Genomic DNA, 14509 nt, shown 5'->3' with positions numbered 1-14509 from the left:
TACCTCTTTGATTTTTTATGGAATTTATAACATGATTTAGAAATATATAATTTTTTCATAAATTACTTGCAGGTGCTACAGGAAGAAGACTTGCAGGAAGAACACATAGAATTACCTTTTTGAACTCCTTTCATTGAAAAGGAGGAAAGTTTTTTTGTTATTTGTTCTGAATTGCATTTAGGGCATACCACCTTTTTTTCTCCAAATACAAGAACCTCAAAATTTTCTCCACAACTTTTACACAGATATTCATATATAGGCATATTACCACCTCTAATAATAAAGTTTTAGCATTTTTATTATATCATAGCTTGCCTTATGGCTAAAAATTCTTTTAAAGTAAATAGTGTCAACAAAAAATCTTAGGAGGCATCTGTGATAAAAACTTTAAGAAAAAATGCAAAATATTTCTATTTTTTGTTTTTTCTTGTCATTATAACCTTTGTGTTTTGGGGTGTAGGCACAGTAGATAAGCCAAAGGTTGAATATGTGGCTGATGTTGATGGGCAGAAAATTTCTGCTGAAAGATTTTGGAGAAATTATGAGGAAATTAGAAGATTTTACAGAGAAGTATTTAAAGATAAAGCAGCAGAAATGGAACAGGGACTAAAAGAAAAGGTGCTTGAAGACTTAATTAATGAAGAAATTTTGCTCTGGCTTGCAAAGAAGTATGAAATTGAAGCAACAGACAAAGAAGTTCAGGACGCTATTGTTAATGACCCAAGATTTATGCGAAATGGCATCTTTCAAAGGGATATATATTTTCAGATTTTAAAGCTGAACAGATTAAATCCTGCTCAATATGAAGCTTCTTTAAAAAGAGAAATTACAATAGGCAAAACCATTCAGGTTATAGCTTTTTCTAAAGGAGCAAGTGAAATCTCTGATAGTGTTTATATAAAAGCCTTTTTAAACTCTATCAGAAGCCAGATTAAGATTAAAATAAACAAAGAGGCTTTATCGTAGAATGGAGAGATTTTTAAGTCAACTTAGATGGCAAGATCTAATTGACATTATTATAGTTTCTTACATCATATACAAGATTTTCATCCTTGTAAAGGGCACACGTGCTGCAAGAATGCTCATCGGAGTTGGTGTTTTACTTGCTCTTTCTCTTCTTTCAAGATTTCTTGAGTTATATACTCTTGACTGGCTTATTCAGAGTTTTTGGACACAGATTGTTATTGTCCTCATAATTCTTTTTCAACCCGAGATAAGAAAAGCTCTTGCTCAGATGGGAGAGACTCCACTTTTCCATAGATTTAGTTCTGCAGAGGAGATGAAAACCATAGAGGAGATAGTGAAAGCCTCTCAATCACTTGCGAATAAAAAGATTGGGGCTCTCATAGTATTTGAGAGAGATGTAAGCCTTGCGGAATACATTGAAATTGGAGTCCCTCTTGATGCAAAAGTTACAAAAGAGCTTTTAATGAGCATTTTTCATCCTACAAGCCCTATTCATGATGGAGCAGTGATAATCAAGGGGAATAAAGTCCTTGCAGCAGGATGTTTCTTGCCAATAAAATTAGGAGCAGACTTAAGTAAAACATATGGAACAAGACACAGAGCAGCACTTGGAATAACAGAAGAAACAGATGCAGTCGCAGTGATAATTTCAGAAGAAACAGGAGCTATTTCTCTTGCTGTTCATGGACAGCTTGAAAGTAATCTTGATATGGAAAAACTGAGACAAAGGCTCACAAATTTATTTACAACAGAAAGAGATAGAAAATGAACAGAATTTTTAAAAATATTCTTACAGAAAATCTTACAATCAAAATTATTTCTATTGCGTTAGCGGTTTTTTTGTGGTTTTTTGTTACTTTTAAAGGACAGACAGAAACATCTTTGGATGTTCCTTTAGAATTTAAAAATACTCCTTCTGAAATGGAAGTTTTAAAACAAAGTGCAAAAAAGATAACAGTTTCTATCTCTGCAAGAGAAAGAATTCTGAGAGAAATAGCGCAAAATGATATTAGAGTTATAGTTGATCTTTCAAATGTCAAGCTCGGAGAAAACTCAATTCCTCTAACAAAATCCTCTGTAAAACTCCCACGGGGCGTTGAAATACTGAGAATAGACCCTTCTACTGTGAAGTTATATTTAGATAAGAAAGAACAAAAAGCTGTACCAGTTAAAGCTGTTATTACAGGTAAACCTCAAAAGGGATTTGTTGTAAGCTCTGTAGAAATTAATCCTTCATCTATTAATATTGAAGGAGCAAAGAGAGAACTTGACAGGATTCGCTTAATTAAAACAGAACCTATTGACATAGAGGGAATAAAAGACAATCTTACTATCCAGGCAAAAATAGATCCTGAAGGCAAAATTTTCAGAACTGATAAAGATACTGTATACGTGACTGTCAAATTAAGGAGGCACTAATGAGAATTTTCGGTACTGATGGCATAAGAGGCACAATAAACAATTATCCTATGACACCTGAAGTTTGTTTAAGAGCAGGTATGGCTTTATGCTTTCTACTTAAGAAAAGACTTCCCCATAAGCCTAAAATTTTAATCGGTAAGGATACAAGAATTTCAGGATATGTCATAGAGTCTGCTTTAACATCAGGAATAACCTCAATGGGAGGAGATGTCTATCTTGTTGGTCCAATCCCCACACCTGCTGTTGCTTTTTTAGTTAAAAGTATGAGAGTTGATGCAGGCATTGTAATATCAGCCTCCCATAATCCTTTTAGTGATAACGGAATAAAGATATTTTCTAATAATGGTTTCAAGTTAACAGAAGAGCTTGAGAATGACATTGAAAAATTAATAAATGATAAGGATTTTCCTGCTATAAGACCTTCTGCAAGAGAATTGGGGAAAGCATACAGAATTGAAGATGCTCAGGGAAGGTATATAGAATTCATAAAGTCAACACTGCCAAAGGATTCAAATCTGGAAGGTTTAAAAGTAGCTATTGACCCAGCAAATGGGGCTGCTTACAAGATAACACCAACATTATTTCATGAACTGGGAGCTGAAGTTATAACCATCAATGATAAACCTGATGGAGTGAACATTAATAAAGAATGTGGAGCATTATATCCTGAATCTCTTATAAAAATAGTAAGAGAGACACAGGCACATTTTGGAGTGGCTCATGATGGAGATGCAGACAGAACAATTCTCGTAGACGAAAAAGGAAATATTATAGATGGTGATTTTATTCTAACAATTTTGGCAGAGGAGTTTAAAAAAGAGAGAAAGTTGAAGAAAAATACAGTTGTTGCGACAATAATGACTAATATGGGAGTAGAAAATTACCTGAAAAATGCCGGTATTAAGCTGATCAGAACTAAAGTAGGAGATAAGTATGTAGTAGAGGAGATGCTTAAAGGAAGCTATAATCTTGGAGGAGAGCAATCAGGACATATAATATGTATGGATTATACAAATACAGGAGATGGTCCAATTACGGCTGTACAGATTGCATATATAATCAAAAAAAATCAACTCTATCTCAGTGAGTTAATAAAAGATATTCCAAGATATCCACAGGAGATAAAAAGTATTAAAATTCCTGAAACATTATCAAAAGATGAAGTCAAAAATGTAATAAAAAAATTATCCCAAAAAGCCTCAACACTTGAAAAAGAAATAAACGGCAGGATAATTATCAGGCTTTCAGGAACAGAGCCGAAAATAAGAATAATGGTAGAAGATGAAAACCCGGAGAGATTAAAACAAGTTCTGGCTGAACTTGAAGCAGTAACAAATATCATCTGGCATTCTACTGAGTCTCAATGATTCGGTGGAATCTGCCCCTTAATTAAGGGTTATCCTGAGGGCTTTGCCCGAGGGAGCTTCTCTTTATTTTAAAAAAAAGGAGGAGATTCCTCATTCCGCTTCGCTTGGGAATGACAGATTGGAGGTAATTGAAAAATAAAAGAACTTGTAGTTTATTGATTTTCAGTAAACTATAAGTTTTTGAACAAACTTGAATTTAGAAAATTATAAGATTTGTTTCTCAGGATGTTTTGTATCTATTCTACCGTCTTTTATGTAAAGCAGGAAATCTCCTGCTCTCCTAGCGGATTCTTTATCGTGAGTTGCTATAACTATTATTGAATTTAGCCTTTTTTTAAGTTGAATAATTATGTTTTCTATTATTTCTGTATTTTTCCAATCCACAGAAGCAGTTGGTTCATCAAGAAATAAGACCTCTGGTTCTAAAACTAAAGCACGGGCAATTCCCATTCTTTTTGTCTCACCAGTAGAAAGCGTTAAAGCATTCTGCTCTTTCTTATGACTAAGTCCTACAAACTGAAGGGCTTCTTCAACCTTTTCTTTTATTTTGTTATTCTTAAAACCTCTTATCTTTAGCCCATAGGCAACATTTTTAAAAACTGTGGTATTAAAAACCCCCACCTCTGGAAGAAGAAGCGTTATTCTTCTCATAAGATTTATATCCTTGGGTAAAACTTTGTTGCCCTCAAAGTAGTTTATCTCTCCTCTGTCAGGATTCTCTAAAAAGGCACACATTCTTAAAAAAGTTGACTTACCAGAGCCATTTGGTCCCATTAAAACATATACTCCGCTACGGTCAAAGGTGTATGAGCAATTCTCAAATAGAGGCTTTTCGTTATAATATTTATAGAGGTTTTTAACAATCAGTTTTAACTCCATTGAGAGGTTTCTTTTACTCCTTTTTTCTGAATTAAAAACATGAAAAAGTTTATAATCAAGGAAATCAATAAAAGAACTATGCCCAGTGCCATGGCAAGTTCAAAATTACCTTTGTCTGTCTCCATAGCTATTGTTGTTGTCATAACACGGGTATATCCTGCTATGTTTCCTCCAACAATTAGAATTGCTCCAACCTCTGCCATCACTCTTCCAAGGGCTGCTATAATTCCTGCCATTATCCCATATCTTGCTTCTTTTATTACAGTAAGACTTATCTGAAGGGGGGTAGCACCAAGTGTCTTAGCAGCAAGTCTTATCACAGGATCCACCTTTATGATGGCTGAATGAGTAAGAGCTGCAACAATAGGAAAAGCAAGTATTGCTTGAGCTATAATCATGGCTGTAGGAGAATAAAGAAGACTTAAAAATCCAAAAGGTCCGCTACGAGACAGTAAAAGATAAAGAAAAAGTCCTACTACAACAGGTGGGAGTCCCATAAAGGTATTAAGTATTGTTATTATTAACTGTCTGCCAAAAAATTTTTTTAATCCAATAATAGCTCCAACAGGCAGACCTGTCATTATTGCAATAATAAGAGCTGTTCCAGATACTTCCAAGGATAATAGAATTATCTGGAGCAGCTCTATATCTAAATTTAAAATTAAATTAATAGCCTCTTTAAATGATTCTAAAAGAAAATTCACCTTTTATTTTGCATTGGGGACAAAAAGTTGATTACCATTTTTGTCTTTAAAAGAACCTATCAAACTCTGTCCCTCCTTTGATATAAGCCAGTTTATAAATTGCATGGCTTCTTTATATTTTACATGTTTATGCCTCTGAGGATTAACTGCCATAACACCATACTGGTTGAAAAGAACAGGGTCACCTTCAAAAAGCAAAGAAAGCTCCTCAAGCCTGTCTTTCACAGCAAGCCATGTTCCTCTGTCTGTAAGTGTATAGGCGCGCTTTTCATTTGCGATTCTAAGTGTTTTTTCCATTCCCTGTCCAGCCTCTAAATACCATTTCTGCCCTTTTGGATTAATGCCTGCAAGCTCCCAGAGCTTCAACTCCTTCATATATGTTCCTGATTTATCAGCCCTTGAAACAAAAAAACTGTGTGTAATTGCTATCTTTTTAAATGCTTCTGAAGCTTTTTTAAATCCCTTTATCTCTGCTGGGTCATTTTTGGGTCCTACAATAATAAAATCATTGTAGCAAACATCATGACGATTTATAAAAAACCCTTGTTTTACAGCTTCAAGCTCAAGCTCCTTTGCATGAACAAAAACTAAATCAGCATCTCCTCTTTTACCCATCTCAATGGCTGCACCTGTTCCTCTTGCAATAACTTTTACCTTTATACCTGTTTTTTTCTCAAAAGTAGGAAGAATATAACTTAATAGCCCTGAGTTTTCAACAGACGTGGTGGTAGCAAGTAATATTACATTCTGTTCAGCAAAAGCACGCCCGACAAAAATTAGTAAGAACAAAATAGTGATTAAAAATCGTTTCATCTTACCCTCCAACTGTCATTTTAAGCCTCTTTTCTGTCAATCCGAGGCTGCGTAAGCAGCTGAGGAATCTCTTAACATTCAAAGGAGACCCTTCGGCTTCACCTCAGGGTGACAAAAAGGTAGAGATTCCTCGCACCCATTGAGGGCGTTCGGAATGACAGAGAAGAAGATTCCTCAGGCAAAGCCTTCAGGATAACCCTTAATAATTGAACAGCCTCTTCTTTTAACAGACATTTTATTTAGTGCCTCTTTATATTCAATAAAACATAACGATGGAACATAAAAAAAGCTAAATTTCAAAATTTTTAATCTCCTTTGAAAGAAATTTTTTAAATTTTTTATGAATCCTCCAGAACTGTTCTATTGCTTTTTCTCCCGCTTCTGTAAGTTTTGTGCCTCCACCATTTTTACCTCCTATCTGTGTTTCAACAAAAGACTTTCCAGCTTGCCTGTTCATTGAACTGATAAGTCTCCACGCTTGCCTATAAGACATATTTATTGATTTAGCAGCCTTTGAAATTGAGCCATACTGCTTAATTTTTTCAAGCAAAGCAATTCTTCCATAACCAAGAAAAGTTCCTTCATTTCCATCAATCCAGATTTTTCCTTTAAGTTCATACCCTTCGTGTTTTCCTCCTCCAGTTACACAGAAATGATGCGGATCTTTAAGAGCTTTTCTGCCTCTTTTTTTCATAGTATGGAAATATATAATAAGACATAACGAAATGTCAAGAAATTCTTAGCCGAAAGAAATTTTTATATAGTAAGCAAGATGATTTTTTGAGCCTAAAAAAGTGTTCTATTTTTCATCAGGGAAAAGAGAAGAAAGCTGGATGCAGGATTTTCCTTCAAATTTTCCCCCTTCTTCAATGGAAATTTTTACGGTGAATATTTCTCCTGTTACACTTCCTTTATGAGTAATTGTGATAATTTCGGAAGCATTTATAGTTCCGTTAACATTTCCGCCAACTACAATACCCCTACATGTAATGTTTCCTGTAATTTTTCCTGAATCTCCCACTGAAATCCAATCAGCTTTTATTATTCCTTCAACTGTTCCGTCAATCTTTATACTGCTATTTGAAGTAATCTCTCCCTTAATAAAAGTCTCAGCGCCTATTACTGTTTCCATTTTTTGTTGTTTTTTTATAAACATTAGAAATCCTCCTTTAGATAGGACAAAGGACTAACAGGAGAATTATTTTTCCATACTTCATAGTGAAGATGTGGTCCTGTTGTAGAGCCCGTGTTTCCTGAAATGGCAATAATATCTCCTCGTTTTACTTTTTGTCCTACATTTACAAGGTTTTGTTTGTTGTGAGCATAAACTGTGGTGAATCCATAACCATGTTTAATCATTACTACATTTCCGTTACGACCCTGATATCCTGAAAAAACAACGATGCCATCTGCTGTTGCTTTAATCTCTGTACCTGGGGGCACAGAGACATCAATACCAGTATGAAATTCTTCATAGCCGTATTTTGGATGCTCTCTTTTACCAAAAGGCGAGGTAATTTCCCCTTTTACGGGCCATCCAAGAGGAGTTGATTTGTATATGTCCTGTTGCTCTGATAAGAAATTTTTTATCTCGCTGACTGTGTTTATAGCCTTTTCAGCATGTTTTTTTAATTCTTCTATATCAATATCACCAGAGGGATGAAAATTTATTGATTCAAGGATTTCCTTTTTTGACCTCAATGAGAAGATTTTATTAAATTCTGCTTCAGCATGTTTTAGAGCGATAATTGTAGACTTAAGTTCATTAAACTTATTCATTATAGATGAAAGATTTTGTTTCATCTGATAATACTCAATTGTATTGACAGCTATAGAAAAAACGTAAATATTAAAAGCAAGCCAGCAGCAGATAAATAAAAATATTAATAAAAAAGGAATTTTTACTCCATAAACTTTTGTTCTTCCGTGCGGAATAAGCATGATTGTTATAGGAGAAAAAATTTTTAATATCAGTTTCTTGAGTTTATACACAAAATCACCCCCTTTTTTCAATCTTGGATAAACTATTATTTCAAATTTTAAATCAATATTCAAGTGTTAAATTTTTTTAATGCTTGTCTAAATTTTCCAAAGCTTAATATAATAAAACTATGATTAAAAATACATTTTTACTGCTTGATGGAATTGGAGAAAAAAGAGAAAAGAGACTATGGAGAGAAGGAATTCTTACATGGGAAGACTTTTTTCACTGTAAAGAAGTTTTAGATATAGACTTTGAAAGAAAACGAATTTATGACGATTTTTTACACCGAGCTTTTGAAGCTTTATCTTGTAAAGATTGCAGTTTTTTTTCAAAAAACCTCAAAAAAAGAGAACACTGGCGGCTGTTTCAGGAATTTATAAATAATGCAGTATGTCTTGATATAGAAACAAATGGTTTGACCCATGAAAAGGGTGGATATGTGACAGTTGTTGGTTTATATTCAATAGGAGGGTATAAATCTCTAATTAGAGGAGAAAACCTGACAGAGGAAAATTTACAACGAACCCTTAATGAATACAAATATCTAATTACTTTTTATGGAACTATTTTTGATATTCCTTTTCTTAAAAAAGAGTTTCCCAATTTACAAATTGAGCATATTCCGCATTTTGACCTTTTTTTTGCGGGAAAACGGCTTGGAATTCAGGGAGGACTTAAAAAACTTGAAACTATGTTTCTAATTGAAAGGCAAGAAGAACTTAAAGGACTTAATGGATATGATGCCATAAAACTATGGAAAGCTTATTTAAACGGAAGCACTGACAGTCTTGAACTTTTAATTTCTTATAACAGGGCAGATACAGAGAATCTATTTCATCTCGGAAGGATTTTTTATGAAATGTTGCGTTCACAGGTAGGAATTGAAGAGTTTACAGGTAATGGAACAAAAAGAGATTCTCAAAAAGTTTCTTAATTATCTTCTCACTGAAAAAGCTCTTTCTATCAATACAGTTAAATCATATGAAAATGACTTAAAAAATTTTTTAAAATGGCTTACTGAACAAAATATTTTAGTTTTGAACTGTAAAAAAGATGATATTGTGCAGTATCTTTTAAATCTTAAAGAAAAAACTTATAGCTCAACATCTATTGCAAGAATTCTTTCGTCTCTAAAGCAGTTTTTTAGATTTATGATTTTTGACAGCATAATAAACCATGACCCAACAGAAGGGCTCAAATCACCAAAACTCTGGCTCAGACTTCCAAAGGCTCTTGAGATTGATGAGGTAAAAAGGCTGCTTTCAGTAATGGCTGAAAATAAGTATTATTTAAGAGATATTGCCATGCTTGAATTAATGTATGCTTCAGGATTAAGAGTTAGTGAGCTTGTAAAATTAAAATTAAGTGATATAAATTTTGAAGCAGGATTTATAAGGGTTAAAGGCAAAGGAGACAAAGAAAGAGTTGTTCCGATAGCTCAGCGTTCAATAGATAAAATTAAAAATTATTTAACTAAGTTAAGACCTGTCCTTCTTAAAAAAAAAGCTTCAGAGTATGTTTTTTTAAACAATCGTGGACAACCAATGACCCGACAAAGATTCTGGCAGAACATAAAAGCAATTGGTAGAATCGCCGGAGTAAATGTGACACCTCACATGATAAGGCATAGTTTTGCAACTCATTTGCTTGAAGGTGGAGCAGATTTGAGGTCTTTGCAAAAAATGCTTGGTCACAGCGATATATCTACAACACAAATATATACAAAAGTTTCAATGGATAGACTTCGTAAAGAGTATATTAAACATCATCCAAGAGCTAAATAAACCTGCTTTGTAGAACTTTTTCTTGCCAATATTTCCAAAATGTTTCCAAAATAGTCTTTCATGTTCAGATTAATGTTAATTTAGAAAATATAAAAAATAAAGGGATTGGAGAATATTTCTTGCCTGCTTGAGCAGGTTAAATAGGCTTGCAGTTTCTTGATTTCCAGGGAATTGCAAGTTTTTTAAAATTCATAATTTAAAAGGGAGGATTGCTTATGAGAGAATGGACAAATCCAAAAAAGAAAGTTTTTATTTTACTCATTCTTACTTTATTTCTTCTTCAAACCACAGGCTGCGGGCAGATGATTAACGCTATTGAACACAGTGACATGCAAGTAAAACTTAAAATGACAGACACAATATTTCTTGATCCTGTAGTAAAAGCCAAAAACAGAACAATCTACGTAGCAGTAAACAACACATCAGACATGCAGGAAGTAGATACAACGATGCTACAGAATCTTATTACAAGCAGACTTGCAGCAAAGGGATATCAAGTTGTAAATGACCCAACTCAGGCTGGCTACATTATTCAAACTAATATTTTGTATATGGATTATTATCGCCAGACAGGAACAAAAGAGGGGGCTCTGGAAGGAGCACTTGTTGGTGGTGGAAGCGGTGCTTTAATTGGACAGAGTAGAGATACTTCAATAGCCCTTGGATTAATTGGAGCTTTAGTTGGTGGAATTGGTGGAGCAATTCTTGGCAAAGCATTAAAAGTTGAAACCTATGCAGGAGTTGTTGATGTGCAGATACAGGAGAAAACTGATAAACCAGTTACAGGACAGATTGTAACCAATGCTCAGCAAGGGAGTTCAACTACGATACAGACAAAGCAGGAAATAAGCTCAAACTACCAGATTTACAGAACCAAAATTGCCTGCACTGCTCAGCAGACAAACATTGACAAAGTAGAAGCAGCAAGAGCAATTGCCGAAAAAATTGCCAATCAAATTGGCGGAATGTTTTAAGAAAGGAGGATATTCATATGAAAAAGTTACTTATTTTGATTTATGTGTTTTTGGGTGTAATATTGTTTGCTAATTCTTTTTGTTTAGCCAGTGAAGATAAAAAATCTTTTGAACTGGAAACAGAAAATTTATGGAATTATTATCAAAAAATAACTCAAACATATTCAGACTGGAAAAACGAACAAGAAATTGAACTGGATGAGATTCATAAAAAATGGGTGCAAATCGGAATAAATCAGATTACTTCATCCATAGAAAATTCAGACAAACAAGATTTTATGAAATTTCTTTTTCCAGAGAATGGTAAATATAGTTTAATGCTTATTACAAATCCTGTAGTTGACCCTATTAGAAATATTGTTGGACAAGCAACATTTACAGCGGTAGCAATAAAAAAGTTTTTTGATTCAAAGGTAGAGCTTGTTGACATGTATTCAGAGAGAATCAGTGGAGGATTATTTAATATGGATTCAAAGAGAATTGATTCACTAAAATCGTTTTTCAAAAAGAATTCAGAAAAGGAAAACACTTGTTCTTTTGCTACTTTTATCCTGTATGTAAAAAAACCTGATTTAGTCAAAAGGCAGGATGGCAGGTGGCAGATAAAACTAAGTAATAAATTAATTGGAAGTTGTCCTTTTATTCAAAGAGAAAAAACATTTGAAAAAACTATATATCTTATCATGCCATACAGTTTTCAGCCAGACCTTTCAAAAATAGATGATAATAAATACATTAATATAACGCCATCAATACAACCTACCAATGTAATACTTGATATACAACTTTTAAATGAATTTTTTGAATGGCTCAGAAAAGAAATGAAATTTCACAATATTCAAATATAGAAAAACGAACATGAAGCCAATATTAACAGTTTTAGCTAATCCTCCCTGACAATCTTTAATTTATCAAGAAAAATACCATACTTTTTACTGCCATGACTACCCACAGAATTAATTAAGAAAAAGTTTATATTGTCCTTTCCATAATAGGCAATGAGAGAGTTCTTTATTATAGAGTTTATTTTTGAGATTTTCATTCTTATATTTTCCTCTCTTTGATTGAATAAAGTTAAGAGAGATGTATTGCCTTTCATTGGTAGAAAACAGTCTGTGCAGTTCATGCAGAAAAGTTTCTGAGGGTGTTTGCAGGCTCTTTTTTTCTGAAGTGCTAATTTAGTATAAAATTCCCACAAATTGTAACTGAGTTTTATCTTTCTATCGCCTATTTTTAGTATATTTTCAGCGGGGATGAAACCCAAATAAGGTATTTTTTTGAAATTATCAAATTTAATCTGGGTGCTATCAATTAGCTCTCTGAATGTTTTCCCACTAAAATCAATTAATTCTTTGAGCCTCAGAAAAGGCAATTCAGCTAATTCTATTTTTACCTCAGATGTAGATTTTTTCAAGAATTGTCCATCTTTTGTTTTTATTATAATCTCCTTTGATTTTGCAGGTGGGTAAAAGAATTCGGGAAGATTTTCAAACTCTTCATTAACCAAAACATGATAGAGTTTGTCATCTTTTCTTCCGTACATCTGAAGAGCTGCTCCAAGATAAAAACCCATTGTTTTTCTACCACCTGCAAGGCTACAGTGAAGAATGGTGTTTTTTCTTGCAGTTAGTTTATGAACTACTTTGCAGATTATTTCTCCAGCGGATTCATTATCAAGGGGTGTCCTTATATCTGAAAGGGGCTTATTTTTAAAATTTTTAATTAAGTAAATTGATTTCTCAGAAAAATCTATAGATGGTAAGTTATACTCATATATAAGTTGTGAGAGAATGCCTTTATTGATAAGGGTTTCAGTTAATTTTCTTTTACCATCTAAGGTAGTAATTACATGAAGTTCTTCAATATTAATTTTTTTCTTAGCAAGTGCATAAATTGTTTCTGTTATTATCTGTGGAGTCATACCAATTACGCATAGAAGAATATGCTTTTTCATCTTGATTTTTCTATAATCCTAAGTATTTTTAAAAAAGGAGTTCAACATCAAAAAACATATAAAAATATAACACTTTTTAGGGAGAAATTAAAATATTCCTAATATCATTCCAAAAATTAAGTCCTGAAGTCTCAAATTTCTTGTTTTAACTTGGAAGGAGACTCTTTCTCATGATTCTGAAGGTATAAATGTCCCTTTTAAATGAGGTCCTATTTTCCAACATAAAGAACCCTTTGAGCCGAAATGGCTCAGAGATCTCTCGCAATCCCTTTTAAATGAGGTCTTGTTTTCCAACGGCTTTACAGCCACAAGAGGCTCTCAAAGGCAGGGAGAGAGTCGCAATCCCTTTTAAATGAGGTCTTGTTTTCCAACGAACAGTTAAGGAGTTGGAGCAGTTACAGTGTAATTCCGTCGCAATCCCTTTTAAATGAGGTCTTGTTTTCCAACAATAAAAAGAACAAAAGATTCATCATCATTTAAAACAAGTCGCAATCCCTTTTAAATGAGGTCTTGTTTTCCAACACGGATTTAAGAAAATCAAAAATTAAGGAGGTTTAGAGTCGCAATCCCTTTTAAATGAGGTCTTGTTTTCCAACGGGGAAAATGATTACCAAAATTTTCAAGTATTTGAAAAGTCGCAATCCCTTTTAAATGAGGTCTTGTTTTCCAACGTAGAAGTCAACAAAGTAAAAGAGTTGCTTGATCAAAGTCGCAATCCCTTTTAAATGAGGTCTTGTTTTCCAACTTTAGCAGAGAAGGGATGTTTGATAGCCCTATTTTTAATCAGTCGCAATCCCTTTTAAATGAGGTCTTGTTTTCCAACACATGGAAATCTTTCTATGTCATTATAGTTGAAGTTTGTCGCAATCCCTTTTAAATGAGGTCTTGTTTTCCAACAAAAAGCAATAGATCTGATTCCAAATAAAATTGATGTGTCGCAATCCCTTTTAAATGAGGTCTTGTTTTCCAACATATGTAAAAATGGATGGTTTGATAAAGATAAAGATAAGTCGCAATCCCTTTTAAATGAGGTCTTGTTTTCCAACATAGAAAAGGTATGCGTTTTATGTTAGCAATAGTAATATGTCGCAATCCCTTTTAAATGAGGTCTTGTTTTCCAACGGAGAAAATGATTAAAAGCTATCAGATGTTTGAAAAAGTCGCAATCCCTTTTAAATGAGGTCTTGTTTTCCAACCAAAAAAAACTTTAGAAGTAAGAGAAAGTGTGCTTAGAGTCGCAATCCCTTTTAAATGAGGTCTTGTTTTCCAACAATTTTATGTAAGCGGTTATGGAGCAGAAAATGAATTGGTCGCAATCCCTTTTAAATGAGGTCTTGTTTTCCAACACTTTGGGGCGAATACGAGGAAATTCAGAAAAAAAATCGTCGCAATCCCTTTTAAATGAGGTCTTGTTTTCCAACTAAGTCTCTCTTACCTTTTTCTTTTTCAGAAGAAGAATAAGTCGCAATCCCTTTTAAATGAGGTCTTGTTTTCCAACGAGGGAAAATGGTAACAAAAATTAAAAAAGATAAAATGTCGCAATCCCTTTTAAATGAGGTCTTGTTTTCCAACGGTAGCCTTTGTAACTTACTGATTTTTATGGCTTTTTAGTGCCTTTTTCCGTAACCTCTCTCAGAGAGGGCTAAAATGTAAGTGAATACT

Annotated in this window: 16 protein-coding genes and 1 CRISPR repeat array; of the genes, 8 read left to right on the top strand and 8 right to left on the bottom strand. The window is 33.5% G+C overall.

Annotated features, from left to right (window positions below):
- Positions 1-62: 62 nt before the first annotated feature.
- Complete coding sequence (locus FLY87_RS10445) at positions 63-263, bottom strand: zinc ribbon domain-containing protein (protein ID WP_012545791.1); 201 nt, start codon at positions 261-263, stop codon at positions 63-65.
- A gap of 112 nt (positions 264-375) precedes the next feature.
- Here FLY87_RS10445 and FLY87_RS08535 point away from each other — a divergent pair, with 112 nt between their 5' ends.
- The 4 genes from FLY87_RS08535 to glmM are packed head-to-tail and all read left to right on the top strand — an operon-like array spanning position 376 to position 3755.
- Positions 376-966, top strand: a complete 591-nt coding sequence (locus FLY87_RS08535; protein ID WP_012546615.1) for a SurA N-terminal domain-containing protein — start codon at positions 376-378, stop codon at positions 964-966.
- 1 nt (position 967) lies between these two features.
- Positions 968-1735: a diadenylate cyclase CdaA gene (gene cdaA, locus FLY87_RS08530; protein WP_012545037.1), complete on the top strand. Its 768-nt coding sequence runs from the start codon at positions 968-970 to the stop codon at positions 1733-1735.
- A complete protein-coding gene (locus FLY87_RS08525; protein ID WP_012545937.1) occupies positions 1732-2385 on the top strand; it encodes a YbbR-like domain-containing protein in 654 nt (217 codons plus the stop codon). Before cdaA ends, FLY87_RS08525 begins: the two co-directional genes overlap by 4 nt.
- The gene (glmM, locus tag FLY87_RS08520) at positions 2385-3755 is read left to right on the top strand and encodes a phosphoglucosamine mutase (RefSeq protein ID WP_141266940.1); all 1371 of its coding nucleotides are present in this window, start codon (positions 2385-2387) and stop codon (positions 3753-3755) included. The genes FLY87_RS08525 and glmM overlap by 1 nt, the downstream gene beginning before the upstream one ends.
- A gap of 204 nt (positions 3756-3959) precedes the next feature.
- Here glmM and FLY87_RS08515 read toward each other — a convergent pair whose 3' ends face one another.
- The 6 genes from FLY87_RS08515 to FLY87_RS08490 form a co-directional block, all read right to left on the bottom strand.
- A complete protein-coding gene (locus FLY87_RS08515) occupies positions 3960-4634 on the bottom strand; it encodes an energy-coupling factor ABC transporter ATP-binding protein (RefSeq protein ID WP_141266938.1) in 675 nt (224 codons plus the stop codon).
- Positions 4625-5338, bottom strand: coding sequence for an ABC transporter permease (locus tag FLY87_RS08510; protein ID WP_028842118.1), 714 nt, complete (start codon positions 5336-5338; stop codon positions 4625-4627). Before FLY87_RS08510 ends, FLY87_RS08515 begins: the two co-directional genes overlap by 10 nt.
- A gap of 3 nt (positions 5339-5341) precedes the next feature.
- Positions 5342-6151 (bottom strand): substrate-binding domain-containing protein, encoded by an 810-nt coding sequence (locus FLY87_RS08505; protein WP_141266936.1) that lies wholly within the window; start codon positions 6149-6151, stop codon positions 5342-5344.
- Between the two features lie 289 nt (positions 6152-6440).
- Positions 6441-6845 (bottom strand): winged helix-turn-helix domain-containing protein, encoded by a 405-nt coding sequence (locus tag FLY87_RS08500; RefSeq protein WP_141266934.1) that lies wholly within the window; start codon positions 6843-6845, stop codon positions 6441-6443.
- A gap of 105 nt (positions 6846-6950) precedes the next feature.
- Positions 6951-7307 (bottom strand): polymer-forming cytoskeletal protein, encoded by a 357-nt coding sequence (locus tag FLY87_RS08495; RefSeq protein ID WP_012544962.1) that lies wholly within the window; start codon positions 7305-7307, stop codon positions 6951-6953.
- Positions 7307-8143, bottom strand: a complete 837-nt coding sequence (locus tag FLY87_RS08490) for a M23 family metallopeptidase (protein WP_012545938.1) — start codon at positions 8141-8143, stop codon at positions 7307-7309. Before FLY87_RS08490 ends, FLY87_RS08495 begins: the two co-directional genes overlap by 1 nt.
- A gap of 119 nt (positions 8144-8262) precedes the next feature.
- Here FLY87_RS08490 and FLY87_RS08485 point away from each other — a divergent pair, with 119 nt between their 5' ends.
- From FLY87_RS08485 to FLY87_RS08465, 4 genes are all read left to right on the top strand, one after another.
- Positions 8263-9069 (top strand): ribonuclease H-like domain-containing protein, encoded by an 807-nt coding sequence (locus tag FLY87_RS08485; RefSeq protein ID WP_012545335.1) that lies wholly within the window; start codon positions 8263-8265, stop codon positions 9067-9069.
- A complete protein-coding gene (gene xerD / locus FLY87_RS08480; RefSeq protein WP_141266932.1) occupies positions 9035-9919 on the top strand; it encodes a site-specific tyrosine recombinase XerD in 885 nt (294 codons plus the stop codon). The genes FLY87_RS08485 and xerD overlap by 35 nt, the downstream gene beginning before the upstream one ends.
- A gap of 215 nt (positions 9920-10134) precedes the next feature.
- Positions 10135-10893: a complement resistance protein TraT gene (locus tag FLY87_RS08470; RefSeq protein WP_012546045.1), complete on the top strand. Its 759-nt coding sequence runs from the start codon at positions 10135-10137 to the stop codon at positions 10891-10893.
- 17 nt (positions 10894-10910) lie between these two features.
- Positions 10911-11741 carry a hypothetical protein gene (locus FLY87_RS08465; RefSeq protein ID WP_028842127.1) on the top strand — a complete coding sequence of 277 codons (831 nt, stop codon included), beginning with the start codon at positions 10911-10913 and terminating at the stop codon, positions 11739-11741.
- A gap of 35 nt (positions 11742-11776) precedes the next feature.
- Here FLY87_RS08465 and csm6 read toward each other — a convergent pair whose 3' ends face one another.
- On the bottom strand, positions 11777-12847 hold the full coding sequence (gene csm6 / locus FLY87_RS08460; protein WP_141266930.1) for a CRISPR-associated ring nuclease Csm6: 1071 nt from the start codon (positions 12845-12847) through the stop codon (positions 11777-11779).
- 184 nt (positions 12848-13031) lie between these two features.
- Positions 13032-14419: direct repeats of the CRISPR family, unit length 37 nt; unit sequence GTCGCAATCCCTTTTAAATGAGGTCTTGTTTTCCAAC.
- Positions 14420-14509: the final 90 nt, after the last annotated feature.

Source organism: Thermodesulfovibrio sp. Kuro-1 (assembly GCF_006538445.1).
Taxonomy (GTDB): Bacteria; Nitrospirota; Thermodesulfovibrionia; order Thermodesulfovibrionales; family Thermodesulfovibrionaceae; genus Thermodesulfovibrio; species Thermodesulfovibrio yellowstonii.
Note: the sequence above shows the minus strand (reverse complement) of the source record. Positions and strands in the feature narration are given on the sequence as shown.